Here is a 25,490-nt window from a genome sequence, read left to right as displayed (position 1 = left end):
TGATCAGCCGCTAAGCCCCTCCGTCACCGCGCTTCGCGCGGTGCCACCTCTCCCGGCACGCCGGGGGCGTAAGACGGCAGAGCCTCTCCCACGCTGAACACGTCCGGGGCCTGTTTGGGGCCGGGGCGGTATTTGACGCCCTTGAGCCAGATTTTCAGCGCTTCCCAGTGGATACCCCACACGACCTTTAAGGTCATCAGCGGCATGGTTAGGAAGTATTTCATCAGCACGCGGTCGTTCAGCGCCTCGCGTTGGGCATTAAAGCTCGCCACCAGCATCTTTTCGCGGCCTTCGGGGCGCACCTGCTCCAGTAAAATACGCAGGCCAAAGCGCGCTTCCGGCGGCGTCAGATCGAAGCTGTAGGCCATGTCCATATCCATGAACGGCGAGACGTGCAGCCGCTTGTCCGCTGCCTGATGCAGGCGGCCCTTGTCCTGCACCGGCAGGACGTAGCAATGGCGGTCGCCGAAGGTGTTGTTGACCTGATAGACCACGGCGCGCAGGTCGCCATCGGCCTTTTCGACGAAATAGAGGCTGATCGGGTTGAAGACGAAGCCCATAACGCGCGGCATGGCCAGCAGGAACAACCGGTCACCGGGCTCATAAAGGCCCTGAGGCGTCAGAAAGGCAATGATCCGTTCACGCAGCGGCGTGGCCGTGTCGCCCCGGACCGGACCGTGGTCACGCTCGTAAAAGCCCAGTAGATTAAAACGGTTGAGGCCGAGCGTCTTTAAGGGTTTGAGGCTTTGGTCGAGTTGGTCGAGATCGAACAGGATCTGAAACACCGAATATTCCAGATGGTGCACCTTGGGCGCAAAGCGGTGGTGCATGACGGGGCCGGCATAGAGGGCCGGGCGCATCATTCCGCCGCCTCCAGTTGGGCGCGGGCCGGTTGCCAGAAGATGCGCGAGCGGCTCCAGTCGAAGGCCCACGGGCGCGAAACGCCACTGATGGCCTCGGCAACTGCCAGACCCGATTGCAGGCCGTCCTCATGGAAGCCCGCGCCGAAATAGGCCCCGCAGAACCAGACGCGGTTGACGCCCTGTAAGGCTCCCAACTGCGTCTGGGCGGCGATGGCGGCCTGATCGAACAGGGGGTGGTCGAACATCATGCGCTTGATCACCTTGTCTTCGGCGATTGGTGTTACGGGGTTGAGCGTCACGAACACGTCCAGACCCGGCAGGTTTTGCAGCAGGTTCATCCAGTAGGTGACGCACAGCATACGCCCTGCCGTCATCTCATCCTTGCGGCCGATATAGTTCCAACTGGCCCAGGCGTGGCGGCGGCGCGGCATCAGGCTGGCGTCGGTGTGCATCACCACTTCGTTGTCGGTGTAGCGGAAGGCCGACAGCACCTTAGCTTCCTGCGGTGTGGCATTGTCGCCCAAGATACGCAAAGTGTCGTGGGCGTGGGTGGCGAACACCACTTCATCGAAGTGATGAACCTCGCCGTGCGTATCGGTCAGAGTGACGCCCTCGGCGTAGCGTTCGGCCTTCGCGATGCCACAGCCGGTGCGGATGCGGTGTCTGAACGGGGAGGTCAGGCGCTCGACATAGGCCTGCGAGCCGCCGGTGACGGTGCGCCATTGGATGCGTTCGGCCAGATTGAGCTTCAGCAGGCCGTGGTTTTCAAAGAAGGTCATGAAGGCGCGGAACGGATAGTCCATCACTTCGGCGGCGGAGGTGGACCAGATGGCGGCGGCCTGCGGCACCAGATGGTCCTCGATAAACGCCCGTGAATAGCGCCGGCTGATCAGATACGCGCCCAGTGTCAGCTTCTCATCCTGACGCGCCTTGTGATCGAGCGGGGCGGTCTTGTAGAAGCGCACCAGATCCCACATCAGGCGCAGGAAGCGCGGGCGCACCACATTGCCCCATTGCGCCAAAAGCCCGGCCAGAGACACCGAGGCGTATTCCAGCCGTCCCTTGTCGATAGAAACGCCGAACGACATGTCCGAAGATTGATGCGGCGCGCCGATATAGTCGAGCAGGGCCGTCAGATTGGGGTAGCAGGGCGTGTTGAAGACGATGAAGCCCATATCGACCCACAGCGGGGTTTCGGGGCTGCCGATATTGACGCTGTGGCTGTGGCCGCCGGGGCGGTCTTCTTTTTCAAACACCGTGATGTCGGCGTGCGGATGAAGGTGCCAGGCGGCGGATAGGCCGGAAATCCCTGTGCCCACAATGGCGATACGGGGGCGGCGGGAAGCGTCCGGGGTGGCGCGGCTGGCGTCGTACATTCTTTATGTCCTTGCTAATATAAAGACGCTTACGCCGGGAGTCGGGCGCTGGATCAGCCTATCTGATTTTCCGGAAATGACATGCTTTATAATATCAACGGCCAAAGGGGCTGACCGCCTCCGGCCGTTGAGACTACGCGCCTGCCTCATATGTACGGGCTACATGAGGCAGGCGCGCAGCGAATACCAAAAGTCACCTTCGCTGCCTTTTGGTATAATCCAAACCTGTGGCTGCGGCGTAGAAGCCACATGACCACAGCCAAGTCCACATCGACTCTTTACGGGCGGCCTCAAATGTCCTTTGACCGCGACGATTTAATCGGGTCTTCTGCGCGCATGATCGTCGCAGAGACTGGCCTGAGCCGGGGAGGGCGTCCCATGGGTGTGCCCGAAGCCCTGATTTTACGCATCGCCGAAGGGCGTGACCGTGCGGCCTATGCGCAATTGTTCAGTCAATACGCGCCCAAACTCAAGGCCTTCATGATGGGGCGCGGCCTGACCGCCATCGAAGCCGAGGACCTGGCGCAGGATGCCCTGCTCAATGTGTGGCGCAAGGCCTCCTACTTTGACCCGTCCAAGGCGTCGGCGACGACTTGGATCTATTCCATCGCGCGCAACCTGCATATCGACGGCGTGCGCAAGCAAAAGCGCGCCCAGACCCTGCCGGAGGACCTGTGGGCCCCGGAACCGGAACAGGCCCCGGATACGCACCTGATCGGGGTGCAGGACGCCAAGACGATTGGCGCCCTGATGCAGACCCTGTCGCCGGAGCAGCGCGAAGTGGTGCGGCTGTCGTTTTTTGAGGACCTGTCGCATGGCGACATCGCGCAGGCCCTCTCCATCCCTCTGGGGACCGTGAAATCACGTCTTCGGCTGGCGCTTCTGCGGCTGCGGGCGGCCTTTGAAACCCGTGCTGAAAGTAAAAGCGTATGACGTCCATTAATCACCACCTCGATGAGGTTATCCTGCTCGGCTATCACCGTGGCCGTCTGAACGCCGGTCAGTCCCTGCTGGTCGAAACGCATCTGGAAATGTGCGCGCATTGCCGCACGTCGCTGCGCCTGTTCGACGCCATCGGTGCGTCCATGCTCGAAGACATCGTGCCGGTCGATATGGCCGATGACGCGCTGGAGCTGGCGCTGGCGCGTATCGAGCGTCCCGAAGAGGTCCCTGAACCGCGCGTTGCGCCGGAATTGCCTGCCTATCTCAAGGGTATCGACCTGCCGGAATCCGTGCGCGCGGCGGCCTTCAAGCCGCGCTACTGGGGCGCGCCGGGCGTGTGGATGGCGCACCTCGATGCCCCGAAAGACGGGCGCGGCCTGACCTATCTGATGCACGTCAAGGGCGGGATGCAGATGCCGGTCCACGACCATCAGGGGCTGGAGATGACTCTGGTCCTGACCGGCTGTTTCAGCGATGACCGCGGGGCCTATCACCCCGGCGACTGCGTGTCGTGCGACGAAGGCGATCACCATTCGCCCCTGATTGCGGCGGACGATTGCCTGTGCCTGATCGCGGCGAACGCGCCCATAGCGCCAAAGACGCTTCTGGGTAAACTGTTGCAGCCTTTCGCGCGTATCTGATCCGACCCCCCCATTGCTGAAGGTGAGGCATGAAGATGTTTCTGAGCGCGCTCGTCCTGACCCTGATCGCTTTTGCGGTGATTGATACCGTGTGGCTGAGCCTCACCGCCGGTCCGTTGTACAAGCCGTTGATGGGCGATCTGATGGCCACGCGCATCAATATGGTGGCGGCGGTGGCCTTCTATCTCCTTTACGGCTTGGGGGTGACGTGGTTTCTGACCTTCCCGGCCCTGTCGGGACAGTTGCCGGTGCATGGCCTGCCCGCCGGCTGGTCACTGACGATCAGCGCGGCGCTGCTGGGGCTGATGGCCTATGGCACCTATAATCTGACGGCGGTGGCCGTGATCCGCGACTGGTCCCTCAAACTGGTTGTGATCGACATGATCTGGGGGGCGGTTCTGACGACCGTCGCATCGCATCTGGTCGTGTTTGCCGGGCGGCTGCTCAAGATATAGATTTTTTGCAGCGCGCGTTTTCATTATAATAAAAAACTCAGACGGAGGCGGCCCTATGTCCAGCACCTCGACATCCCTTGGACCCCATTTCGTAGCCAAAAGCGCCGATTTGCACGTGGTGCCGAAGGCCCTGCGGCAGCCGCTCAAGACGCTGCGCCATAACTGGCACCGCGGCAATCTCGACATCATCCTGCCGAACGGTACACCGTTTGAAATCCGCGGGAGGGAGCCCGGCCCGCACGGTGTGTTGAAAGTCAATGATTTCCGCTTTCTGCGCCGCGTGCTGTCGGCCGGTGATGTCGGTTTCGCCGACGGTTACGTCGCCGGGGAGTGGGATACGCCCGACCTGCCGGACCTGCTCGAAGTCTTCACGCTGAATATCGATCGCCTGACGCGCTTCTTTATCGGCAATCCGTTCATGCAGATGATGAGCCGTCTGCTGCACAGCTTCAATCGCAACACCAAGGAAGGGTCGCGGCGCAACATCTTTGCCCACTATGATCTGGGTAATGCCTTCTATTCGCAGTGGCTGGACGCCACCATGACCTATTCGTCCGCCCTGTTCAAAGGCACCGAAGACCTTGAGCGCGCGCAGACGGCCAAGTATGCGGCGCTGGCGCGGCTGGTCGATCTCAAGCCGGGGCAGCACGTGCTGGAAATCGGCTGCGGCTGGGGCGGCTTTGCCGAATACGCGGCGAAACTGGGCGCCAGGGCCACCTGCCTGACCATTTCACCGTCGCAGCACGACTATGCGGTCGCGCGTATGCAGCGGCTGGGCCTGTCTGATCAGGTCGAAATCAAATTACTCGACTACCGCGATGTGACGGGCCAATACGACGCCATCGTCTCCATCGAGATGTTCGAGGCGGTGGGGATGGAATACTGGGACACCTATTTCCGCAAGGTGTCGGACTGCCTCAAGCCGGGCGGCAAGGCGGCGTTGCAAATCATTACGATCCGCGATGAACTGTTCGAGGATTACCGTCAGCGCCCGGACTTCATCCAGCGCTATATCTTCCCCGGCGGCATGTTGCCGTCGCCGTCAAAGCTGCGCAGCCACAGCGGCAAGGCCGGCCTGTCGGTCCTGTCGGATCCGTCGTTCGGCCACGACTATGCCCGCACGCTCAATATGTGGGCGCGTCGCTTCGATGCGGCCTGGGCTGAGGGGCGCATCAGCGGCTTCGATGAAGCCTTCCGCAAGATGTGGCTGTTTTATCTCGCCTATTGTGAAGCGGGGTTCCGCACCGAGCGCACCGACGTCGTGCATTTCGCGCTTCAGAAGGCCTGACCAACCGGCACGGTGGCGTCCCCCTGCGCCCGCCACTGCCTGTGCAGGGTGAATTTAATCACTTGTCTCCCCCCATGCGGCGGGCTACCAAACCTCTCACTGAAACGGAGCCGGAATCGTTTGCGATTCCTGTTATACCCGGTGTCATTGAAAATGACTCTGGGTATTCGTTTCGCGAATGTCTTATGCCTTTGATACATATAGGACATTCGCGAGCTTTTTAACGGCCGGATGCGTCAGCATCTTCGTCCGTTGGTATTAGAGAGGCAGCGGTTTGGCCAAGGGCGGCACAGCGCAGAAGCGAAACGGGGCGATTACCCTCGTGCGGCACGGTGAACCGGCCCTGTCGCGGCGCGTCAAGCTGACGGCGGCGGGCTATCGCGACTGGTGGGGGCGCTATACGCTGGCCGGTCTGCTCGAAGGCCAGATTCCGCCGCCGCAACTGGTCAAATGGGCCGAGGAAGCGGGCTTTGTCTATTCCTCGACCCTGCAACGCTCCATCGAAACGGCGCGCGCTGTCTGTAAAGGCAAGCCGTTTGAATCGCTCGATCTGTTTATCGAAGCGCCGCTGCCGCCGCCCAATTTCCCGACCTTCCTGACCTTTTCGCCCAAATACTGGGGCGGGATTTCGCGCTTCTGGTGGTGGGCGTTCAACCACCATGCGGGCGAAGAAACGCGCAAACAGGCCGAGGCCCGCGCCGCGCAAGCCGCGCGCCTGCTGCACGACAAGGCGCAGACCGGTGAAGACGTGCTGCTTCTGGCGCACGGCTATTTCAACTGGATGATTTCGCTCGAATTGGGAAAATTAGGCTATAGCCAAACCTGCGAGCAGGGGTTTAAGTACTGGGGCTGCCGCCGCTATGAGCGACGCGCCTGAGCAGCCCTTGCTCAACGCCGCCCCCCTCCGTAACCTGATTGCGTAACGAAAGGCCTATCATGACCGAACCCGCCGAGACCCTGTCCTTCGAAGAGGCGCTGGCCCAGCTTGAGCGCATCGTGGCAGAGCTTGAGTCCGGTCAGGCCCCGCTGGAGAAGTCTCTCGAACTCTATAAACGCGGTGCGGCGTTGAAGGCCCTGTGCGAAGACCGCCTTGAGGCCGCCCGCCTTCAGGTCGAAAAAGTCACCCTGTCCAAGACCGGTCAGGTCGAAGGCACGGCCCCGGCGGAGTTCAACTGAGGTGATGCCGGTCGCCGCCAATTCCGACCTGCCGCCGCTGCATGAACGGATGCAGGAGACCGCCGATCTGGTGACGATGGCGCTCGATGAGCTTTTGCCGCGCGCCGAAGGGTTTGAATCGCGCCTGACCGAGGCCATGCGCTACGCGGCTTTGGGGCCGGGTAAGCGTCTGCGGCCGTTTTTTGCGCTCGAAACCGGGCGTCTGTTCGATGCCGATGCGCAGGCCGTGCTGCGCGCAGCGTGCGCGCTGGAATGTATTCATGCCTATTCGCTGGTGCACGACGACCTGCCGTGCATGGATGACGACGATATCCGCCGCGGGCAACTGACCGTGCATCGCGCCTATGATGAGGCGACGGCGGTGCTGGCCGGGGATGCGCTTCAGACCGTGGCGTTTGAGATTCTGGCCTCCGAAGACACCCACGAAGACCCGCGCGTGCGGGTGGAACTGATCTCGCGGCTGGCTCTGGCGTCGGGCGCGCAGGGCATGGCCGGCGGTCAGATGATCGACCTGATCGGCGTGTCAGACGATCTGGGCGGCGTGGCGCGGATGCAGCGTATGAAGACCGGCGCGCTGATCGTTCATGCTTTTGAAATTCCGATCATTATTGCCGATGCTCCGGAGAAGGAGGCCAATGCCCTGATCCATTTCGCGCAGGATCTGGGGCTGGCCTATCAGATTGCTGATGATCTTCTGGATGTCGAAGGCGATCCCGATCTGCTGGGCAAGGCGGCGGGCGGCAAGGACGCGGCCAAGGGCAAGACCAACTTCGTCACGCTTCTGGGGCTGGATGAGGCCAAGGCGCGGGTGCGGCTCCTGTCCGAACAGTGCAAGGCGCGGCTGGATATTTTCGGGACCGATGCCGACATCTTGCGCGACAGCGTGGATTTTGTGCTGAAACGGCAGAGTTGATACTGAAGAGGTGGGGGATGGTGAAAAATTGGGTGATCGGCTTAGTCGCTATTGTGGTTATGGCGGCTTCGGCGGAAGCGGCGCCGCCGGTTCTCAGCGTTGAGCAATCGCACAGCGAATTTGAAAGTTTTTTGTCAGCGCTTATTGAAGACAACGCAGATTTCACGTCGACAGACTATGCCAAAACCTGCGCGGATGCCGGACGTGATCTGGTTAAAATTCAGGAAGCCGAGACGAAGCTGAAAGCGAATACGGATCAGCTTAAAGCCAAAGGTAGTGATGTCTCTGTTTTGAATGATGATCTTTCGGTTATGTCTCGTTTGCGCGAAAACTACATCACTGCGCAAAAACGCGCCTGCCGTCGGGCCGAAAACAAGGGGCGCGAGGCGCAGATTTTTGCTGATGGTCAACGCTTCCGGGACGATTATCAGGCCTCCATCAAAGCGTTAGAGGCGGCAATGGAGACAAAAGATCGGAAGAAGGTTTGTCAGGCGTCTCTTCAGTCATTGACGGCGCTAATGGGGCTTCAGCGGGTCTTGAAGGAGTCTTTATCTATTGATGCAGACCTGCTGACGCCAGAGGAAAGCGCACTCATGGATAACGACCAGAAATGGCTTGATAAACAAATCGCAGATACCAGTGACCTGATGGCGATGACTTGTTCTCCAGAAGCGTAAATCACGGCGGACATATAAGCCTTCCGCTGGACAAAACCTTGCCGCAGTTTTATGTCGGTTACGCTAGAGACGAACAAAACCATTGCCGGTTCTGATCCGGCCTGTGAGTGCACCGCTTATGCCCCAACCCGAAACGCCGGTCCTGGACACGCTGACGGTCCCGGAAGCGATCCGCCATCTGTCTGCCGCTGAGTTGAAGACGCTGGCCGATGAGGTGCGCGCCGAAACCATTGATGTGGTGTCTAAGACGGGCGGGCATCTGGGCTCAGCGCTGGGTGTGGTCGAACTGACCGTGGCGCTGCACCATGTGTTTGAAACGCCACGCGATATTCTGATCTGGGACGTCGGGCATCAGTGCTATCCGCACAAGATTCTGACCGGGCGGCGCGAGCGTATCCGCACCCTGCGTCAAGGCGGCGGCCTCAGCGGCTTCACCAAGCGCTCGGAAAGCCCCTATGATCCGTTCGGTGCAGCGCACGCGGCGACCTCGATTTCGGCGGCGCTGGGTTTTTGCGCGGCGCGCGACCATAAGGGCGAAACGAATAAGGTCGTGGCGGTCATCGGTGATGGCTCGATGTCGGCCGGCATGGCCTATGAGGCGATGAACAATGCCGCCGAAACCACGAAGAATCTGACGGTTATCCTCAACGATAACGACATGTCGATTGCGCCGCCGGTGGGCGGCATGAGCGCCTATCTGGCCAATCTGGTCTCCGGCGGCGCCTATCAGGCGGTGCGCCGCTTCGGCAAGAGCGTGGCCGAACGCCTGCCGCGTCCGCTCTTTGAGATGGTGCGCAAGGGCGAGGAGTTTTCGCGCACCTATGTGACCGGCGGCACCTTCTTTGAGGAACTGGGTTTTTATTACGTCGGGCCCATCGACGGGCACGACATGGACAATCTTTTGTCGGTCTTAAAGCGCGTGCGCGACATCACCGACCGCCCGGTGCTGGTGCACGTGGTGACGCAAAAGGGCAAGGGCTACGCCCCCGCCGAGGCCGCCTCTGACAAGTATCACGGCGTGGCCAAGTTCGACGTCATCACCGGTGAACAGGCCAAGCCCAAGGCCAATGCCCCCAGCTATACCGAAGTCTTTGCCGCCGAGCTGATCAAGCAGGCGCAGATCGACCCGAAGGTGGTGGCCATCACCGCTGCCATGCCGTCGGGCACGGGGCTTGACCGCTTTGCCGAGGTGTTTCCCACGCGGTGCTACGATGTGGGCATTGCCGAACAGCACGCCGTGACCTTTGCCGCCGGTCTGGCGGCGGATGGCATGAAGCCGTTTTGCGCGCTCTATTCGACCTTCCTGCAACGCGGCTATGATCAGGTGGCGCATGATGTGGCGCTTCAGGACCTGCCCGTGCGCTTTGCCATCGACCGCGCCGGCTTGGTCGGGGCCGACGGGGCGACCCACGCCGGAACGTTCGATATCGGCTATCTGGGGACGCTGCCCGGTATGATGATCATGGCCGCTTCGGATGAGGCGGAACTGGCGCGCATGATCGCCACGGCCACCGCCTATGATGATGGCCCTTCGGCGTTCAGATACCCGCGCGGTGAAGGCATGGGCGTTGAAATCCCGGCCGTGCCGGAAACCCTGGCTATCGGGCGCGGGCGCATCGTTCGCGAAGGCTCAAAAGTGGCTATCCTGTCGCTGGGGGCACGCCTGCCGGAGGCTTTGAAGGCCGCCGATCTTTTGGGGGCGCGCGGGCTTTCGACCACGGTGGCCGATGCGCGCTTTGCCAAGCCTCTGGATAAGGAATTGATCTTGCAACTGGCGCGCCATCACGAATGCCTGATCACGGTCGAAGAAGGCGCTATGGGCGGTTTCGGGGCCTTTGTGCTGCACTATCTGGCGGCCGAAGGTGCGCTGGATAACGGTCTGAAAATCCGCACCCTGACCCTTCCGGACCGCTTCCAGGACCATGACAAGCCGGAAAAAATGTACGCCGATGCGGGCCTTGACGCGCAGGGCATTGCGGCTTCGGTCATGAAGGCGCTGGGGTTCAGCGAGGCCGATATCGCCAGGGCGGCGGTTCAGGGTTAAAAAAGAAACGGCGCCCTGTTGGAGCGCCGTTTCTCGTTCAATGCCTTAATTGCTGAGCACAATCGCAGCGATCAGGCCCGTGGCCACGGCCGCCAGCACGTAGCGGTCATCGACCTGACGCCACTCATAACCGCGCGGCGGCGCGTAGAGGTGGCGGTGGCGGCGGTAATCTATGGCATAGCCGCGATCCCAGTCGCGATAGGCGACATAACCACCGCGCCGCCAGTCTGAGCGCTCACGCCAGCCATAGTGGCGGCCGCGGTCATAGCTGCGGTACGAGTCGTAACGCCCGCGCCGGTCGTCATAGCGATCGTAGCGATCGTAGCGGTCATAACGCTCGTAGCGATCGTGTCGATCATGGCGGTCGTGGTCACGCGGATGCGCCGCCGCGACGTCGGCCATCAGCAGGGAGCCAGCCATCATAGCCAGCAAGGACGTAGTCATTATGCGTTTCATAACGGTCTCCTGTCTTGCCCCATCCCTATGCTCACAGACTAATCCTGCCTGCCTGAACCGCGCATGAACGGATATGTGGCGAGTGTATTCAGTCGCCACGTCATTAAGATGAAGACGTGAGGGGACGTTGAGTGATGCTCGCAAAGCATCTCTGTCCTTATCTCATTTTTGTTTTTTGTGAATTGCCATCGATTGCACGCCCTGGCCCCGGTTTACAGACGTAAAAGCTTCGCTAACCTGACTTTTACAGTAAAAGGACGCGCAGGGTGACCGAGCCGCAATCGCAAGACGCCATACGGCGATCCAAAGGTTTTCTGGGGCTGGTCGAAAAGGCCGGCAATCTGCTGCCTGACCCGGTGATGATCTTCGTCTGGCTGATCCTTGGGCTGATGGTGCTTTCGACCATCGGCGCGCATTTCGGCTGGTCGGCCTCCATCCCCTATAGCGGCGAGGAAGCCCCGCACTGGGCGACGCTCGACAACGGTGTGGTGACCTATACGGCGACCAGCCTGTTTACCGCCGAAAATATCGGGCGGCTGCTGGTTGATATGCCCAAGACCCTGACCGGTTTTGCGCCACTGGGCGTCGTGGTCGTGATCATGTATGGGGCCGCCGTGGCCGAACGCTCAGGCCTGTTTTCGGCGCTGATCCGCTCCTCGCTGCGCAATGCCCCGCGCGCCATCCTGACCCCGTGCGTGATCATCACCGGCATAGTGTCGCACCATGCGTCCGATGCGGCCTATGTGGTGTTTATCCCTCTGGCCGGGCTGATCTATGCCTCGGTCGGCAGGCACCCGCTGGTGGGGATCGCCGCGGCCTTTGCCGCTGTGTCGGGCGGCTATGCCGGCAATATCACACCGGGGCAGATCGACGTGTTGCTGTTCGGCTTCACGCAGGAGGCTGCCCGCATCATCGACCCGGCATGGACGATGAACCCGCTCGGCAACTGGTGGTTCATCCTCGCCATTGTCGGCCTGTTCACCCCGGTGGCGTGGTTTATCACCGACAAGGTGGTCGAACCTCGTCTGGGCAAATGGGGCGGTTCGCCGGACACCGAACTTCAGGCCGAACTGGCCAAGTCCGAAATCACACCCGCTGAGACAAAAGGCCTGAAACGCGCCGGGATCGTCGCGGTGCTGGTCGTCGCCGGGTTCGCGGCTCTGGCCCTGTGGCCCGGCTATACCCCGCTGATCAACGAAGACGCCACGGGCCCGGCGCAGCTTCAGCCCTTCTATGCCGCCCTGATCGCCGGCTTCTTCCTGCTGTTTATCACCACGGCTATCGCTTTCGGGACGGCGGCAGGGACCATCAAATCCGACAACGACGTGGTGAAGATGATGGGCGAGGGGATTCGCTCGCTGGCCCCCTATCTGGTCTTTGCCTTCTTCGCCGCGCACTTTGTCGCCATGTTCAACTGGTCACGGCTGGGGCCGATCACCGCCATCAATGGGGCCGAAATCCTCAAGGCGTGGGATTTGCCCGCTCCGCTGCTTCTGGTCAGCGTGTTGCTGTTCTCGTCGATACTCGACCTGTTTATCGGCTCGGCCTCGGCCAAGTGGTCGGCGCTCGCCCCCGTGGTGGTGCCGATGTTCATGCTGGTCGGTATTTCGCCGGAAATGACCACGGCGGCCTACCGCATGGGCGACAGCTATACCAATATCATGACGCCGCTGATGTCCTATTTCCCGCTGATTCTGGCCTTCACGCGCCGGTGGGATAAGAGCATGGGGGTAGGGTCGTTGCTCGCCCTGATGCTGCCCTATGCGCTGAGCTTTATGGTGGCGGGGATCGGCCTGACGGCGGCCTGGGTGGCGCTGGACCTGCCGCTGGGGCCGGGCGCACAGGTGCACTACACCCCGGCGGGGTAGGTTTCAAAGAGCGATGTGCGGGAAAGTGTGAGCGGTTTTCCGCAAAAAAAATCGCAATATAACAATAACTTATAGCGAAATGGCGATTCTGCTCAAAGTCATTTCGCTATAAAGATTTGAAACCACAGATTTCACAGATTTCACAGATTATTTTTATCAGGCGGGCGCTTTCGGGTCTGTGTCTTTTCTCATGGACGCACTTTGTGCGTCATCTGCGTAATCTGTGCAATCTGTGGTTCTTCAAAAATGCGGCCACCCAAGCAGGCCCTGTTATGGCTCGTTAGCGGTGTCCGTGGTCAGTTCACTCCACAGCGCCGCCATATCGCGCACGGCGGCCTGAGCGTGATCGACCACCCCGGCAAACAGCGGAAAGCCCAGAGGCATTGTGTCGTAGCGGCGATAGAGGGTGTGCGTGCGGCCCTCCATCAAACGCCGCGCATAGCGTTCGGCCTGAGCCGCCAGTGGATCAAGCCCGCCGGAGACGATCAGGGTCCTGGGCTGACCATTGATCACCTCCTCGCGTAGCGGCGACAGGGCGACATCGCTCAGGCCCGTGCCCGCGCCGGCATAGTGGCCGATCATGATATCAAGATCGGCGGCGCTGATCGGCCAGCTTCGGGCGAAGCGGCTCGTTTTCAGGTCCGGGTCTGCGAGGTCGAGCAGGGGGGTGACCAACAGCTGCGCCACGGGCAAGGGCTTGAAATCACGTCGCAGATCCAGACACAGGCGCGCCGCCATGTTGCCGCCCATGCCGATGCCGCCGATGGCCGCCTGACCCGAGGTCGCGCCTAAACGGCTCAGATTGGCCAGCGCCCACTCCCAGGCCAGGCGCGCGTCGTCATACCCCGCCGGAAAGCGGTGCTCGGGGGCCAGTCGGTAGGCGGGTAAAAACACCGGACAACGCGCCTCATGCGCCAGCAGGCTGGCAAAGGCGAGGCTCAGCTCCGGCCCACCCAGCACACCGCCGCCGTCGTGGAACAGCACCAGCAGCGGGGAATTGTGGTCTATGCGTTGTGGCCGGATCAGTTGGCCGTTGACCAGCCCGCCATCACCGGCGGCTTCGACCTTAACCCGCACCTCAGACCCCGCGCTCATCAGGGCCGCCGCCTCCTGCCAGTCTTCCCGCGCCCCTTCGACCGAGGTGCCGACAAGGCTGAGCGGCGTGCGCTGATCCTGACGCGCGAAAAAGGTCTTCCACAGAAAAGTGATCTGGGTGTCGAGCGTGCGCCCGTCCACGTGCACAATGCCGCCGCCGGAGAGGAATTTCAGCACGGCAAACGGCAGGCGCAACACCTGACGCAGAAGCAGGCGTCTCAGGACGGATTGACGGGGTGGCGACAAACGCATGGGTGACCTGAATAGACAGAGGTTTGCCACAGTGTTAGGTCGGATCAGTCGGAACAGCAAGACGGCGGAGCGAGGGGCCATGCGTCGGGGGGATTTTTACAATACCAGGCCGCGGTTTTACCGGCGGCGGAACCGGGTCACGACGCTGTGGGGCAACGGTGTGGTGTCCTTGCTGGGAGGCCTGAACCTCATTGCGGTGTCCTTGTTTTGCGGCTGGGGCCTCTTTCTCAGTGGCGGGCTGTGGTGGGAGGCCGTGCAGAGGTGGCGGCAAAGCGGGCAATGGGAGACGGGCCTTGTTTTCGGCGGTATCGTGACCCTGCCGCTTCTTCTCCTGTGTCTGCGCTACCTGATCAGGGTGTGGGGACTGTGGTGGCTGTCTGTGTTCGCGCGTCTGGGGCGTCGCCTGATGATGTTCAACAGTCGCCGTATCTGGATCAGGGGCTTTACAACGGGCTTTGGAAAGTCTTGATCAGAGGTTGAGGTGCGCTTCCTGCGAAAACGCTATGCGCTGACGGGGCCGTTGTGGATGGGGCACGGTCTGAAAACCAAGTTTTACGTAGCCGGGCGTTGGAAGGCGTTTCGCGAATGGGATGTCGGGTTGCTGACCGGGCGTGATCTTCAGACTCTTCTTCTCTATGAACTCTGGCGCTATCAGGATCGCACGGGTGACAAGCGCTGGCAGCTGAGCCGCAAGGCCTATGCCGATGACCGGCCGGACGTGCCCTATCCCGAAGGTTACGACTGAGCCCGCCGGGTCGTTGCATCTGGCACAATAATACCCTGACTGAACAAGCAACTTCGGCTCAGTCACAGTAAGTATTAATAATGAACTTTGGGATCACAATTCGGTAACGATGATTTATTGCCGCAGAGAGCGGTCTATATGGGATTTTTATTTGACCGCTCTCAAAAGCTGCGTCTTACTCTCTGTCGCAATTCGTGATCTGGCTGCTGACTGCTCGGAGACGGGATTTCCTGTTTTCCTGAACTCAAACTGCGCTACCGAGACCGACGATTGTGGGGAGATTTGCTCCCGAACACCTCGATACTGCTTTTGACTAAGGAGAGCACATGGCCGAAGGTACGGTTAAGTGGTTCAATGCCACCAAGGGTTTTGGTTTTATTCAACCGGCCGAAGGCGGTAACGACGTCTTTGTCCACATCACCGCTGTTCAGCGCGCGGGCCTGCAAGGGCTGGCGGACGGTCAGAAGCTCTCCTACGAGCTTCAGACCGAGCGCGGCAAGACCGCCGCTGTCAATCTGCAACTGCTGTAATTCAGTGGTTTCAGCTGCTACACAAAGCCGTCCCGTTCGCGGGGCGGCTTTTTTACACCTTCGGTGTCGCCGCGATCAGGGCCTTGATCGCCTCGGCATCCATTCCCCCAATGCGGTAATCGCGCAGGCTTTTTGACCCCTTGCGTTTTGCAAGTCGTCTTCCCTGATCGTCGAGTAGCAAGGCGTGATGGCGATAGACGGGCGTCGGTAAACCCAGCAAACCTTGCAGCAGAACCTGCGTGTGGGTGGCGGCAAACAGGTCGTGGCCACGGTGGATGTGCGTAACACCTTGCCGCGCATCGTCGATAACCACCGCCAGATGGTAGGCGACGCCGATATCCTTGCGCCCCAACACCACATCGCCATTTACCTCAGGCTGTGCCCTCTGCGGGCCGGTTTCGCCGTTGGGCCCCTGACCGGTTTCGACAAAACCCAGGCGGTCCCACTTTGCGCCCAGCGCTTCGCGCGCCGCCGCCAAGGACAGACGCCATGAGGGTTCGCGCTCAGCTGGTCCATTCTCCGCTACAGCATCCCCTTCCTGCGGGGCGCCCTGCGCCGCCTGCGCCAGTTCCTTGCGCGTCTTGTAACAGGCATAGACCAGCCCGCGTGCCCGCAAACTCTCCAGCGCCGCCTCATAGTCGGCCAGATGATCGGATTGCCGCAGAACCGGCTCAGGCCACGCCAGCCCCAGCCCGCGCAGGTCTTCATAAATCGCAGTCTCGTATTCCGGTCGGCAGCGCGTGCGGTCTATGTCTTCGATCCGCAACAGGCACTCCCCGCCCGCCTGACGCGCCGCCTCAAACGCCATCAGGGCCGCATAGGCGTGACCCAGATGCAGGTAGCCGGTCGGCGAGGGGGCAAAACGGGTGCGGTAGGTCATGGGGGACTTATAAGCGCATCCCAAAAAGTGTGCAGCGGTTTTTGGGACAGGATGCGCGACTCTTATAAGCGCATCCCAAAAAGTGTGCAGCGGTTTTTGGGACAGGATGCGCGACTCTTAAATGTCCCTGTCATGCAAAGTTCACTGTTTTCTTTTTGCGGAATCGGGTTCTTACTGAGCTTGTGGATAAGCTTCTCAGCAAGAAGGAGTTCGGTCTTCCGGTACGATTATCCCGTTGCATCCCCGATCGCATGGAGGCGTCCATGCAGGTCCTAAAAAATCCGCCCTCTGACTGGCGGGCCCTGGTCCTGAATGCCGATTTCAGGCCGCTCTCCTATTACCCGCTTTCGACCCGCCCGTGGCAGGATGTCGTCAAGGCGGTATTCGAAGGCCGCGTCGATGTGGTTTCGACCTACGATGTCGAAATCCGCTCGCCCTCGATGACTATGCGTTTGCCCAGCGTCATCAGCCTCAAGACCTATATCGACCAGAACCGGCCGCCGGCCTTCACGCGCTATAATGTCTTCCTGCGTGATCAGTTCAGTTGTCAGTATTGCGGCTGCCGCCACGACCTCACCTTTGACCATGTGCTGCCGGTTTCGCAGGGCGGCAAGTCCACCTGGACCAATATCATCACCGCCTGCGCCCCCTGTAACTTGCGTAAAGGGGGAAAAACACCCCAACAGGCACAGATGGCACTGGCCAAAAGTCCACACCGCCCGACAATGTATCAGCTTCAGGAGCTGGGACGGCGTTTTCCGCCTCACTATCTTCACGAAAGTTGGGTAGATTACCTGTATTGGGATACGCTGCTCGAACCCTGACGGGGGCTGAGGGGCGTATATGGGTATTCTTCGGGCTGATTAAGACATGTCGCAGCGCGTGCGCTTTGAGTTGGATCGCCGGAATTTCGGTGTGATACGCTTTCCCCGTGACAAGGGTCAGACCCTGGTGCCGTTGAAACCCATCGAGGCGGCGTTAGCCCGAACGCTGGACGTGCAGGTTGAGGCGCGGCGTGAGCGCCTGTTTGGGCCCAAGATACCGCGCTTTGCCTATATGGGTGAGGTGCTGTCCCTGCGGGTGCTCGATTCCGGTGATGCGGTGCTTGACCTGTCGCACGCTGATGATGAGGCGCGCGAAACGATCATCGAACATATGCGCCTGTCCGAGGATTTTGAGAGCTTCTGAGGGCAGGCGTCACGGTCGTCTGGGAATAACGGCGAGTAGATAGGCAAGCACGCGAATTCCTGCTAAGCAGGGCGCATGTGGAAGCGACTGAGCCGTATTGCCGGATTGCTGGCCTTCGTTCTGGCGACGATGGCGGGACCGGTCGTGGCACAAGCGCAAAACGCCAGGGTTGCCGAGCCCATGCCCTGTCACGAGATGACGATGGGGGAAAACGCAACGTCGCACAACAAACACCCTGCCGAAAAGTCGCATTCTGATTGCGGCAGCGCCTGTCAGTGCCCGGTCAGCCACTGCGCCGCCGGAGCGCTGAGTCTGCCGCCGGTGGCGTCCCCCATGGTCTATGAAGGGTACATGCGCACAGGCTTTGACAGCGATCAACGGTTGCGCTTTGCCCTCAGCGACGATCTGATGCGCCCGCCGCGCGCCTGAAAAACCGGACTCGTATGGCGCCCAGATCGGGCGCAACTCGTCACGTTTTTCAGGAAAAACACTCATGAAATCCATGCTTTTAGCGGGTTTCTTCAGCCTGTGCGCCTCTATGGCCCTGGCCGAAACCCGCACCTATGACCTGACTATATCGCAGGTCCAGTCCACGGTGGGTGGCAAAGCCGTCCCCAAGATCGCCGTCAACGGCACCATTCCCGGCCCTGTCCTGCGCTTTACCGAAGGCGATGAGGCGGTCATTCGCGTCACCAACCGCTTGAAAACACCGACCTCGGTCCACTGGCACGGCCTGCTGCTGCCGGGCGTGATGGACGGCGCGCCGGGCTTCAACGGCTTCAAGGGCATAGCCCCCGGTGAGACCTTCACCTATCGTTTCCCGATCCGCCAGTCGGGCACCTACTGGTATCATTCGCACTCTTTAGGGCAGGAGGCGGACGGCCTCTATGCGGGCATCGTCATCGCCCCCAAAAAACCGGACCCCATTCAGGCCGACCGCGACTACGTGGTGCTGCTGTCCGACTATCATCAGGACAGCGCCGCGCGCATTCAGGCCAATCTGAAAGCGTCATCCGACTATTATCAGTACAAACGCCGCACCGTGGGTGACCTGCTTAAGGACGCCCATCAAGAGGGGTTTGGTAAGGCTCTGAAATCAGCCGGTGAGTGGGGGAAGATGCGTATGCTCCCCACCGACCTGTCCGACGTCACCGGCTACCGCTTTCTGGTCAACGGCCTGACCAATGCCCAGAACTGGACGGGCCTGTTCCGGCCGGGTGAGCGGGTGCGCCTGCGCTTTATCAATGCCTCGGCCATGACCATGTACGATGTACGCATTCCGGGCCTGAAACTGACGGTCGTGGCCGCCGATGGCCGTCCGGTGGAGCCGCTTGAGGTCGATGAGTTCCGCTTTGGCAATGCCGAAACCTATGATGTCATCGTCACGCCGCGCGAAGACCGCGCCTATACGATTGCCGCTGAATCGCTCGATCGCGAAGGCTTTGCGCTGGGGACGCTCGCCCCGCGCGAAGGGATGACCGGCGACATCCCGGCGCATCGCCCGCGCGCCGTGCTCAGGATGGGTGACATGAATATGGACGTCATGATGCGTGATGACCCCAATATGGATATGAGCCAGATGGACCACGACAGCGGATGGGCCGACAGCGGCGCGCCCAAAGGGGCCGTGGTGCTCGACTATGCGCAGTTGAAAAGCCTGACGCCTCAGAGGGACACGCGCGCCCCCACGCGCTTTATCAAGGTGGTGCTGGGCGGCAATATGGAGCGCTATATATGGACCATTAACGGTAAAACCTTCTCACCCGAAGACGGCATTGCGCTGGGCTATAATGAGCGGGTGCGGCTGATCTACGTCAATGAAACCATGATGGCGCATCCCTTACATCTGCACGGCATGTTTGTGCAGCTTGAAAACGGACAGGATGCGGATCGCCTGCCGGACAAACATACGGTGATCGTGCCGCCGGGTCAGACCGTGTCGGTGTTGCTCTCGGCCACCGAGCCCGGTGACTGGCCCTATCACTGCCACCTGATGTTCCATATGCAGTCGGGTATGATGACCACCTTGCGCGTCGCTGCACCGGAAGCGGGTTTTATACCCCCGGCGGCGCAACCCGCTCCGGACCACACGTCACACGGGGAGGGCCATCATGCACATCAGTAAAACAGTGACGCTTTTCATTTTGCTGCCCTCAGTCGCTGTGGCCCAACACGACCATTCGTCCACCTATCACGCCGTATGGCTGGAAACCGCCTACAGCCGGCACGATGGGCAGGACACGGCGCATTGGGACGCCGACGGCTGGGTCGGTGGCGATACGCACAAACTGTGGCTGAAAAGCGAAGGCAAGGTGCGTAACGGCGATAGCGAAGGTGAAGTCTGGGCGGTCTACAGCCGCAATGTCTCGACCTTCTGGGACGCGCAGATCGGAGTGCGTCATGATTTCGGGGCAGGGGATCGCACCTGGCTGGCGGTGGGTGTCAATGGTCTGGCACCCTATTTCTTCGAGACCGAGGCGCATCTGTTGCTGGGTGAGGACGGGACCGTCGGCGCGCGGCTGCGGCAGGAAAACGACCTGCGGCTGACCAACCGCCTGATACTGTCGCCCTCGTTGGAACTCCATGCGGTCAGTCAGGCCGATCCGCAGCACGGCACGGGCTCCGGCCTGACCGATGCGACGGCGGCCCTGCAACTGCGCTATGAGGTCAACCGTCGCTTTGCGCCCTATGTGCAGCTTGATCATCAGCGCAAGCTGGGGGACACGGCCAAACGCGCACGGGCAGCGGGGAAACAAGATGAAGAAAACCGCGTAAGTGTCGGTGTACGCTGGCTATTCTAAAAACAAAAAAAGGCGTCCGGAGCGATCCGGACGCCGCAATTCCACAGGGTTTACAAGCCTACAGCTTGTATTCCAGACCCACCCACACCTTGCGGCGCGAGGCGGGCATGGACGAATCCGCACGGTCGAAATCGGCATATTTGACGCTGACCGTCAGGTTCTTGGTCAGGGCCGCCGAGGCCAGCGCGTCCCATTCCTTGCCCACGGCGCGGCTGTTGCGATCCGTTTGGAAGTCGTGATAGCTGAGCGTCAGGGTCGGCTTCTTGAAGGGCCCGATCTGGGTCGGATGCGCGTAAGTGGTCGTAAAGCTGAGGTCATTCAGACCATCCGGCAGCATCTTGTTGCCATTGGTCGAAAAGGCATCGGCCCAGCCGCGGACATTGTGGGCGCTGCCGATGGGGGTGATGAAGCCGCGCGCCCCATTGCCTTCATTCTTCTCGTAGGCCGCTGTGACCTTCCAGCGTCCATGATTGACGCCCACCTCGCCGTTCACAGCCTTGAGGCTGAAATCGCTGGGGTTATTGCCGTGATCGACCTGCTTGGCGATGACCCCGGCATAGGTCAGTTTCGTCGTCTTGCTGAGCGGCTTTTCGCCACTGAAACGCAGGCCTGTGGTCAGGGTCGAGTTATAGGCCGAATTCTTGAAATCGAGCGCATAGACAAAGCCCTGCACCTTCAGGGCCGGGGTGGCCGCATAGCCGACATTGAGAATGTGGCTGTCGGAATCCCAGTCGGCATATTCGCCCGCCGTGCGGTTGATCTTGGTCAGATAGGCATAGGTCGTGGACCACTTGCCCTTCTTGACGTCCACTCGCAGGGCATCGAAAGTCATTTCGTCCTGACGCCAGCCGGAATTGCCGATGAAACGGTTGTCGTCGATCAGGATGCGCTGACGCCCGGCCGTCACCGTCGTCGCGGCATTGGGCGTCCAGGTCAGTTGCAGGCGGTTCAGTTCGGTGACTTCCGGGTCATTGACCGAGGCGTAGCTCGTCTTGCCATTATAGCCCGAATTGTAGTCATCCTTGAGCGCGCGCACGTCCTCGAATTCGACGAGGATCTTGACCTTGCCGAACTGACCGCTCTCGAAGCCGACGCGGTTGCGCCACGTCAGGGCGTCAGCGTCATTCAATCCGGCTTGCGACACGCTTTCGCTGCGCAGGCGCGATTCAAGGATGGGTTTGGACTTGGCGAGGGCTTCGGAAAAGCTGTCGGCGTGGGCACCGCCGGCGATACCGGCCAGGGCGAGGGTGCTGAGCGAAACGCGAACAATCATAGACGTACTCCAACTGGCGTGCGCCTTCCGAAACGTATGAACAAGGTCCGGACACAGATGCGCGCACTTTCAATGAAAGTAAGCGTCTCATAAAAATGGTAATTTTTTGCAAACGCCGTTACGGGAGCGTTCGCGTCGATTCCCGGACGATCAGGGTGGTGTCAAAAACGACCCGTGCAGGGGCGCCGGTGTCGCGTTGCAGCAGGCGATCCACCGCCTCATTGGCCATATCTTCGATGGGCATTTCGACCGTCGTCAGGGCCGGGGCCGAGGTGCCGACCCACGGCGCGTCACCAAAGCCGATGACCGACAGGTCTTCGGGCACCCTCAACCCACTGCGCGCGGCGCGTCGGACGATGGCCAGCGCAATCTGATCCGTACCGGCGAAAATGGCAGTGACCTCGCGGCGGTCGATGGCCGCCCCCACGGCGGGCTCCAGATCGTCGGAAAAGGCGGTTTCCACATGAAAGACGCACTCGGCATGGTCGCTTAAAGCGGCGCGGAAGCCTTCGCAGCGTTCGGTCATACTGCTGAGGCTCATCGGGCCAGATACGAGGCCGACCTTGCGGTGACCGCCCGCCAGCAGATGCGTCGCCGCCTGTTGTCCGCCGCCGAAATAGTCGGCCAGTACCAGCGACAAACCCGTCGCCTTACGGTCCATCACCACGGTCGGCAATCCCGGCGTTACGGTCTGGGCGTCGAGGTCGCGCACCGGAAACCACACTAACCCGTCGGCCCCGCGCTCGATCAGGCTGGCTATTGCCTGCTGCTCCAGTCCGATATCGCCTTCGGTATCGGCGATGATCACGTAATGGCCGCTGGCGCGCGCCCGGCGCATGACGGCCTGCGCCAGGGCGGTGAAGAAGGGATTGGCAAAGTCGGGCAGGATAAGCCCCAGCGTCCCGGTGCGCCCGGTGCGCACGGCGCGCGCCGACAGGTTCTGACGATAGCCCAGATCGGCGGCGACCCTGAGGATATGGGCGCGTACCTCACGGCCCAGCGAGCCCGTGCCATTGATGGCATAGGACGCACTGGCCAGAGAGACGTCGGCGGCTTTGGCCACGTCTTTCAGCGTGATACGCTTCGCGGTGCGCCCCTCATCCGCCATGCTCAGACCTCGTCCTTTCCAGAGGCAAGGATGCAGACCAGCGTGATCAGCGCCGCCACCAGAAGGTAATAGCCGACATGGCTCAGCCCGTAATTGGCCTGAAGCCAGGTGGCGGCATAGGGGGCCAGCGACGCCCCGACAATGCCCGCGAAATTGAAGGTGAGGGAGGCCCCTGTATAGCGCACATTGGCCGGGAAGGGGGCCGCCAGCGCCGTACCGATCAGGGCATAGGTCATGCCCATCAGTGCCATGGCAGCGACCGAAAAGACGAAGATGCCGCCCTCATTGCCCATCAACGGCGCCAGTGCGAACGAGAAGACCGCAATTAGCGCCGTGGTCAGGATCAGGATTTCACGGCGGCCAAAGCGCTCCGCCAGCTTGGCCGACAGGGGAATAAACAGACCAAACGCGATCGAGCCCAGAATCTGCACCTCAAGCGCCTTCACAAATGGGATTTTCAGCACTTTCACATTGTAGGAGAGAAGCCACGCGCTGCCGATATAGAAGAGAACAAAGGTGACGAGCGCCACAAAGGTGCCGAGAAACAATGAGCGCTTGTGCCGGCCGAAGATTTCGACCAGCGGCACCTTGACCCGTTCTTCCTTGTCGATGGCGGCCTGAAACTCCGGCGTCTCGGTGATCGACAGACGCACCCATAGCCCGACCCCGATCAGGGCCAGAGAGGCGATAAACGGCACGCGCCAGCCCCAGCTCAGCAGGTCTTCCTGCGAGATGAAGTGCAGCAGTACCCAGAAGGCCCCGGACGACAGCAGCAGGCCAATAGGCGCCCCCAATTGCGGGAACATGCCGTACCAGGACCGTTTGCCTTCCGGCGCATTTTCGGTGGCCAGCAGCACGGCGCCCCCCCATTCGCCGCCCAGACCAAAGCCTTGCCCAAAGCGGCACAGGGACAAAAGGAGCGGGGCCACCACGCCGATCTGCGCATAGCTGGGCAGGCAGCCGATCAGGACCGTGGAAATCCCCATGGTCAGAAGCGCGGCCACGAGCGTCGCCTTGCGCCCAATGCGGTCGCCGAAATGGCCAAACACCATGGCTCCGACCGGACGCGCGAAAAAGGCGATGGAGAAGGTGGCGAAGGATTGCAGCAGGGCCGAGGTCGGGTCGCTGGTCGGAAAGAACAGGGACGGAAAGACCAGCACGGCCGCCGTGGCATAGACGTAGAAGTCGAAAAATTCGATGGTCGTGCCGATCAGGCTGGCCAGTAGGACCTGCGCCGGTGAATTGACGGGTTTGTGGCCGGTGATAGCCGCCGGAGTGGCATTGGACATAGACGGAATCCCGAAATCCCTGTGATATGGTTATGTTCCGCCTAACGCATTTTCCGCCGTAGCGGAAGCCTCCGTTACCGGCGCGACGTATGGCGCGCTTATTTTGTGCCCCTTACAGTCGCGCATCGGATCAGATGGAGATGTTTCATGACCCCACTATGGAAATCGGGCACGGCCTTGATCGCGGTTTCGGCACTGCTGACGGCCTGTTCCGCCGAACCCTCTCAGCCCGCGGCTGAAGAGGCGACGCAAAGTGCCGTGAGCGAAACCCCGGCATCGGTCGTCTCGTCAAGCGCTTCCGCCTTTGACTATGCCGGGCGCTGGACGGGCGTGGAGGGCACCTACATGACGATTACACCACAAGCGGACAAGGCTTATCAGGTGGTGATTGCCGATCTCGACGGGCCCAAAACCTATGCGGGGACGCTGCAAGCCGAGGGTCTGCATATTGAACGCAATGGCACGCCGCAGGTCATCGTGCCCGGAGATGGCGAAGCGACCGGCATGAAATGGCTGGCGGAAAAGTCCGACTGTCTGGTCGTGGCCGCCAACGAAGGCTATTGCCGCGATTAGAGCGGGATGGTTTTAAATAGAAGCGTCATCCCGCCCTAAATTTCTGTTTTATAGCGATATTTTTCTCGAAAACCACTCACACTTTTCGACATATCACTCTAAAAAAGCCGGCTCCGTTTCTGGGACCGGCTTCTTTTCGTGGCTGTGCCGTCTGTTACGAGGCCATCAGTTTGATAGCCGTGTTGATCAGCTCGACCGGGCGGAACGGTTTCTGGATTTCAGCGTCGGCCCCGGCGGCCATGGCGGCCGACGTGGCGCGGTCCGAGCTGACGCGCGCGTCCAGCCCCGCCGACATGGCCAGAATTCGCACATTGGGCCAGGTCGATTTGATCACACGAATGCCCTGAAGGCCGCCCATGCCCGGCATGAAGATATCCGAAACGATCAGATCGACGTGGGCGATGTCTTCGTTGTCCAGCGCCTCTTCCATGCTGTGCGCAATCGAGACGCGGTAACCGTTATCCGAGAGGGTTTGCGCCGTCAGCGTCGCCACCGTATGGCTGTCGTCAATGACCAGAGCGTGTTTGCGCTTGCGGCCCTCAGACGCGTCGGCCTGCGCCGACTCGACGATGGCGCGCATCTGCTGCCGCGAAAAGGGCTTACGCAGGACGTAGTCGACATTGGTGCTGCGCGCCAGTTTCAGCGTGCTGTCCACCGAAGCGTCGCGTGACCCGGCGGTCATGATGGCGATGGTGGCGTCCAGCGCGCGGTCGCGGATTTGCGTAATGTGGTCAAGGCTATTGTCTTCGCCCAGAAACACATCGACGAAAATCAGGTTCGGACGTTGCTGCAACAGCACGTCGTGACATTCGGCCAGAGAGCGCGCGACCACATAGTCCCAGTCTTCGTCCTTGAGCATCCGCCCGACGATATTTGCCTGGGTCATGCTGTCTTCGATAACCAGCGCCAGTCCTTCAGCCATTCTTGCCTCGTTTGAGATGAGCCGCACAGGGTGCGAACTAGGGAATGGCATACCCAATACAATGTTATTCTTAATAATTCCCCCTGTGGAGCCTTCTGTGGAGCCTTTGGGCCTTATCCGGGCAAAAAAAAGCCG

28 protein-coding genes are annotated in these 25,490 nt (G+C 60.8%); 19 read left to right on the top strand and 9 right to left on the bottom strand.

Going from position 1 to position 25,490, the window contains the following annotated elements; all coding sequences use genetic code 11:
- Positions 1-23: 23 nt before the first annotated feature.
- On the bottom strand, positions 24-863 hold the full coding sequence (locus ACK8OE_RS00630; protein WP_410270973.1) for a DUF1365 domain-containing protein: 840 nt from the start codon (positions 861-863) through the stop codon (positions 24-26).
- Complete coding sequence (locus ACK8OE_RS00625) at positions 860-2,239, bottom strand: NAD(P)/FAD-dependent oxidoreductase (protein ID WP_410270972.1); 1,380 nt, start codon at positions 2,237-2,239, stop codon at positions 860-862. Before ACK8OE_RS00625 ends, ACK8OE_RS00630 begins: the two co-directional genes overlap by 4 nt.
- 294 nt (positions 2,240-2,533) lie before the next feature.
- Here ACK8OE_RS00625 and ACK8OE_RS00620 point away from each other — a divergent pair, with 294 nt between their 5' ends.
- From ACK8OE_RS00620 to dxs, 9 genes are all read left to right on the top strand, one after another.
- Positions 2,534-3,172 carry a sigma-70 family RNA polymerase sigma factor gene (locus tag ACK8OE_RS00620; RefSeq protein ID WP_410270971.1) on the top strand — a complete coding sequence of 213 codons (639 nt, stop codon included), beginning with the start codon at positions 2,534-2,536 and terminating at the stop codon, positions 3,170-3,172.
- The gene (locus tag ACK8OE_RS00615) at positions 3,169-3,822 is read left to right on the top strand and encodes a ChrR family anti-sigma-E factor (protein ID WP_410270970.1); all 654 of its coding nucleotides are present in this window, start codon (positions 3,169-3,171) and stop codon (positions 3,820-3,822) included. The genes ACK8OE_RS00620 and ACK8OE_RS00615 overlap by 4 nt, the downstream gene beginning before the upstream one ends.
- 29 nt (positions 3,823-3,851) lie before the next feature.
- Positions 3,852-4,277 (top strand): DUF2177 family protein, encoded by a 426-nt coding sequence (locus tag ACK8OE_RS00610; protein ID WP_410270969.1) that lies wholly within the window; start codon positions 3,852-3,854, stop codon positions 4,275-4,277.
- A 55-nt stretch (positions 4,278-4,332) separates the two neighbouring features.
- Positions 4,333-5,565: a class I SAM-dependent methyltransferase gene (locus ACK8OE_RS00605; protein ID WP_410270968.1), complete on the top strand. Its 1,233-nt coding sequence runs from the start codon at positions 4,333-4,335 to the stop codon at positions 5,563-5,565.
- 274 nt (positions 5,566-5,839) lie between these two features.
- Positions 5,840-6,442 carry a histidine phosphatase family protein gene (locus tag ACK8OE_RS00600; protein ID WP_410270967.1) on the top strand — a complete coding sequence of 201 codons (603 nt, stop codon included), beginning with the start codon at positions 5,840-5,842 and terminating at the stop codon, positions 6,440-6,442.
- A gap of 59 nt (positions 6,443-6,501) precedes the next feature.
- On the top strand, positions 6,502-6,741 hold the full coding sequence (locus tag ACK8OE_RS00595; RefSeq protein ID WP_410270966.1) for an exodeoxyribonuclease VII small subunit: 240 nt from the start codon (positions 6,502-6,504) through the stop codon (positions 6,739-6,741).
- Positions 6,742-6,745: 4 nt separating this feature from the next.
- Complete coding sequence (locus ACK8OE_RS00590; RefSeq protein ID WP_172961221.1) at positions 6,746-7,654, top strand: polyprenyl synthetase family protein; 909 nt, start codon at positions 6,746-6,748, stop codon at positions 7,652-7,654.
- A gap of 17 nt (positions 7,655-7,671) precedes the next feature.
- On the top strand, positions 7,672-8,331 hold the full coding sequence (locus tag ACK8OE_RS00585) for a hypothetical protein (RefSeq protein ID WP_410270965.1): 660 nt from the start codon (positions 7,672-7,674) through the stop codon (positions 8,329-8,331).
- 118 nt (positions 8,332-8,449) lie between these two features.
- The gene (dxs, locus tag ACK8OE_RS00580; protein ID WP_410270964.1) at positions 8,450-10,375 is read left to right on the top strand and encodes a 1-deoxy-D-xylulose-5-phosphate synthase; all 1,926 of its coding nucleotides are present in this window, start codon (positions 8,450-8,452) and stop codon (positions 10,373-10,375) included.
- A gap of 45 nt (positions 10,376-10,420) precedes the next feature.
- On the opposite strand, the gene ACK8OE_RS00575 is transcribed toward dxs, so the two are convergent.
- On the bottom strand, positions 10,421-10,831 hold the full coding sequence (locus ACK8OE_RS00575) for an RcnB family protein (RefSeq protein ID WP_410270963.1): 411 nt from the start codon (positions 10,829-10,831) through the stop codon (positions 10,421-10,423).
- Between the two features lie 266 nt (positions 10,832-11,097).
- Here ACK8OE_RS00575 and ACK8OE_RS00570 point away from each other — a divergent pair, with 266 nt between their 5' ends.
- On the top strand, positions 11,098-12,699 hold the full coding sequence (locus tag ACK8OE_RS00570; RefSeq protein WP_410270962.1) for an AbgT family transporter: 1,602 nt from the start codon (positions 11,098-11,100) through the stop codon (positions 12,697-12,699).
- Positions 12,700-12,969: 270 nt separating this feature from the next.
- On the opposite strand, the gene ACK8OE_RS00565 is transcribed toward ACK8OE_RS00570, so the two are convergent.
- Positions 12,970-14,046: an alpha/beta hydrolase fold domain-containing protein gene (locus ACK8OE_RS00565; protein ID WP_410270961.1), complete on the bottom strand. Its 1,077-nt coding sequence runs from the start codon at positions 14,044-14,046 to the stop codon at positions 12,970-12,972.
- Between the two features lie 160 nt (positions 14,047-14,206).
- Here ACK8OE_RS00565 and ACK8OE_RS00560 point away from each other — a divergent pair, with 160 nt between their 5' ends.
- The 3 genes from ACK8OE_RS00560 to ACK8OE_RS00550 all read left to right on the top strand — a co-directional run bounded on the left by ACK8OE_RS00560 (position 14,207) and on the right by ACK8OE_RS00550 (position 15,321).
- Positions 14,207-14,515 (top strand): hypothetical protein, encoded by a 309-nt coding sequence (locus ACK8OE_RS00560; RefSeq protein WP_410270960.1) that lies wholly within the window; start codon positions 14,207-14,209, stop codon positions 14,513-14,515.
- A gap of 12 nt (positions 14,516-14,527) precedes the next feature.
- On the top strand, positions 14,528-14,791 hold the full coding sequence (locus ACK8OE_RS00555; protein WP_410270959.1) for a hypothetical protein: 264 nt from the start codon (positions 14,528-14,530) through the stop codon (positions 14,789-14,791).
- A 326-nt stretch (positions 14,792-15,117) separates the two neighbouring features.
- Complete coding sequence (locus tag ACK8OE_RS00550; protein ID WP_013478897.1) at positions 15,118-15,321, top strand: cold-shock protein; 204 nt, start codon at positions 15,118-15,120, stop codon at positions 15,319-15,321.
- A gap of 52 nt (positions 15,322-15,373) precedes the next feature.
- On the opposite strand, the gene gluQRS is transcribed toward ACK8OE_RS00550, so the two are convergent.
- Positions 15,374-16,201, bottom strand: a complete 828-nt coding sequence (gene gluQRS / locus ACK8OE_RS00545) for a tRNA glutamyl-Q(34) synthetase GluQRS (protein WP_410270958.1) — start codon at positions 16,199-16,201, stop codon at positions 15,374-15,376.
- 263 nt (positions 16,202-16,464) lie between these two features.
- Between gluQRS and ACK8OE_RS00540 the strand changes: the two genes are divergently transcribed.
- From ACK8OE_RS00540 to ACK8OE_RS00520, 5 genes are all read left to right on the top strand, one after another.
- Complete coding sequence (locus ACK8OE_RS00540; protein WP_126420394.1) at positions 16,465-17,025, top strand: HNH endonuclease; 561 nt, start codon at positions 16,465-16,467, stop codon at positions 17,023-17,025.
- A gap of 46 nt (positions 17,026-17,071) precedes the next feature.
- A complete protein-coding gene (locus ACK8OE_RS00535) occupies positions 17,072-17,389 on the top strand; it encodes a hypothetical protein (protein ID WP_126420393.1) in 318 nt (105 codons plus the stop codon).
- A 75-nt stretch (positions 17,390-17,464) separates the two neighbouring features.
- On the top strand, positions 17,465-17,818 hold the full coding sequence (locus ACK8OE_RS00530) for a hypothetical protein (protein ID WP_410270957.1): 354 nt from the start codon (positions 17,465-17,467) through the stop codon (positions 17,816-17,818).
- A 64-nt stretch (positions 17,819-17,882) separates the two neighbouring features.
- Positions 17,883-19,514, top strand: a complete 1,632-nt coding sequence (locus ACK8OE_RS00525) for a copper resistance system multicopper oxidase (protein ID WP_410270956.1) — start codon at positions 17,883-17,885, stop codon at positions 19,512-19,514.
- Complete coding sequence (locus ACK8OE_RS00520) at positions 19,501-20,190, top strand: copper resistance protein B (RefSeq protein WP_410270955.1); 690 nt, start codon at positions 19,501-19,503, stop codon at positions 20,188-20,190. Before ACK8OE_RS00525 ends, ACK8OE_RS00520 begins: the two co-directional genes overlap by 14 nt.
- A gap of 58 nt (positions 20,191-20,248) precedes the next feature.
- Here ACK8OE_RS00520 and ACK8OE_RS00515 read toward each other — a convergent pair whose 3' ends face one another.
- From ACK8OE_RS00515 to ACK8OE_RS00505, 3 genes are all read right to left on the bottom strand, one after another.
- On the bottom strand, positions 20,249-21,463 hold the full coding sequence (locus tag ACK8OE_RS00515; RefSeq protein ID WP_410270954.1) for an alginate export family protein: 1,215 nt from the start codon (positions 21,461-21,463) through the stop codon (positions 20,249-20,251).
- A 118-nt stretch (positions 21,464-21,581) separates the two neighbouring features.
- On the bottom strand, positions 21,582-22,571 hold the full coding sequence (locus ACK8OE_RS00510; RefSeq protein WP_410270953.1) for a LacI family DNA-binding transcriptional regulator: 990 nt from the start codon (positions 22,569-22,571) through the stop codon (positions 21,582-21,584).
- 2 nt (positions 22,572-22,573) lie between these two features.
- Positions 22,574-23,860 (bottom strand): MFS transporter, encoded by a 1,287-nt coding sequence (locus tag ACK8OE_RS00505; protein ID WP_410270952.1) that lies wholly within the window; start codon positions 23,858-23,860, stop codon positions 22,574-22,576.
- Positions 23,861-24,007: 147 nt separating this feature from the next.
- Here ACK8OE_RS00505 and ACK8OE_RS00500 point away from each other — a divergent pair, with 147 nt between their 5' ends.
- Positions 24,008-24,433: a hypothetical protein gene (locus tag ACK8OE_RS00500; protein WP_410270951.1), complete on the top strand. Its 426-nt coding sequence runs from the start codon at positions 24,008-24,010 to the stop codon at positions 24,431-24,433.
- Between the two features lie 154 nt (positions 24,434-24,587).
- Here the strand turns inward: ACK8OE_RS00500 and ACK8OE_RS00495 are convergent, their stop codons facing one another.
- Positions 24,588-25,355: a response regulator gene (locus tag ACK8OE_RS00495; RefSeq protein WP_126420324.1), complete on the bottom strand. Its 768-nt coding sequence runs from the start codon at positions 25,353-25,355 to the stop codon at positions 24,588-24,590.
- Positions 25,356-25,490: the final 135 nt, after the last annotated feature.

Origin of the sequence: Asticcacaulis sp. W401b (genome assembly GCF_046503825.1) — a bacterium.
Classification (GTDB): Bacteria; Pseudomonadota; Alphaproteobacteria; order Caulobacterales; family Caulobacteraceae; genus Asticcacaulis.
The sequence above is the reverse complement of the archived record's forward strand: the minus strand, read 5'-3'. Positions and strand labels throughout refer to the sequence as shown.

Coding starts and splice junctions, on each gene's coding strand:
- ACK8OE_RS00630 (WP_410270973.1), bottom strand. CDS start 863: ATGATGCGCCCGGCCCTCTATGCCGGCCCCGTCATGCACCACCGCTTT.
- ACK8OE_RS00625 (WP_410270972.1), bottom strand. CDS start 2,239: ATGTACGACGCCAGCCGCGCCACCCCGGACGCTTCCCGCCGCCCCCGT.
- ACK8OE_RS00620 (WP_410270971.1), top strand. CDS start 2,534: ATGTCCTTTGACCGCGACGATTTAATCGGGTCTTCTGCGCGCATGATC.
- ACK8OE_RS00615 (WP_410270970.1), top strand. CDS start 3,169: ATGACGTCCATTAATCACCACCTCGATGAGGTTATCCTGCTCGGCTAT.
- ACK8OE_RS00610 (WP_410270969.1), top strand. CDS start 3,852: ATGAAGATGTTTCTGAGCGCGCTCGTCCTGACCCTGATCGCTTTTGCG.
- ACK8OE_RS00605 (WP_410270968.1), top strand. CDS start 4,333: ATGTCCAGCACCTCGACATCCCTTGGACCCCATTTCGTAGCCAAAAGC.
- ACK8OE_RS00595 (WP_410270966.1), top strand. CDS start 6,502: ATGACCGAACCCGCCGAGACCCTGTCCTTCGAAGAGGCGCTGGCCCAG.
- ACK8OE_RS00590 (WP_172961221.1), top strand. CDS start 6,746: ATGCCGGTCGCCGCCAATTCCGACCTGCCGCCGCTGCATGAACGGATG.
- ACK8OE_RS00585 (WP_410270965.1), top strand. CDS start 7,672: ATGGTGAAAAATTGGGTGATCGGCTTAGTCGCTATTGTGGTTATGGCG.
- dxs (WP_410270964.1), top strand. CDS start 8,450: ATGCCCCAACCCGAAACGCCGGTCCTGGACACGCTGACGGTCCCGGAA.
- ACK8OE_RS00575 (WP_410270963.1), bottom strand. CDS start 10,831: ATGAAACGCATAATGACTACGTCCTTGCTGGCTATGATGGCTGGCTCC.
- ACK8OE_RS00565 (WP_410270961.1), bottom strand. CDS start 14,046: ATGCGTTTGTCGCCACCCCGTCAATCCGTCCTGAGACGCCTGCTTCTG.
- ACK8OE_RS00550 (WP_013478897.1), top strand. CDS start 15,118: ATGGCCGAAGGTACGGTTAAGTGGTTCAATGCCACCAAGGGTTTTGGT.
- gluQRS (WP_410270958.1), bottom strand. CDS start 16,201: ATGACCTACCGCACCCGTTTTGCCCCCTCGCCGACCGGCTACCTGCAT.
- ACK8OE_RS00540 (WP_126420394.1), top strand. CDS start 16,465: ATGCAGGTCCTAAAAAATCCGCCCTCTGACTGGCGGGCCCTGGTCCTG.
- ACK8OE_RS00535 (WP_126420393.1), top strand. CDS start 17,072: ATGTCGCAGCGCGTGCGCTTTGAGTTGGATCGCCGGAATTTCGGTGTG.
- ACK8OE_RS00530 (WP_410270957.1), top strand. CDS start 17,465: ATGTGGAAGCGACTGAGCCGTATTGCCGGATTGCTGGCCTTCGTTCTG.
- ACK8OE_RS00525 (WP_410270956.1), top strand. CDS start 17,883: ATGAAATCCATGCTTTTAGCGGGTTTCTTCAGCCTGTGCGCCTCTATG.
- ACK8OE_RS00520 (WP_410270955.1), top strand. CDS start 19,501: ATGCACATCAGTAAAACAGTGACGCTTTTCATTTTGCTGCCCTCAGTC.
- ACK8OE_RS00515 (WP_410270954.1), bottom strand. CDS start 21,463: ATGATTGTTCGCGTTTCGCTCAGCACCCTCGCCCTGGCCGGTATCGCC.
- ACK8OE_RS00510 (WP_410270953.1), bottom strand. CDS start 22,571: ATGGCGGATGAGGGGCGCACCGCGAAGCGTATCACGCTGAAAGACGTG.
- ACK8OE_RS00505 (WP_410270952.1), bottom strand. CDS start 23,860: ATGTCCAATGCCACTCCGGCGGCTATCACCGGCCACAAACCCGTCAAT.
- ACK8OE_RS00500 (WP_410270951.1), top strand. CDS start 24,008: ATGACCCCACTATGGAAATCGGGCACGGCCTTGATCGCGGTTTCGGCA.
- ACK8OE_RS00495 (WP_126420324.1), bottom strand. CDS start 25,355: ATGGCTGAAGGACTGGCGCTGGTTATCGAAGACAGCATGACCCAGGCA.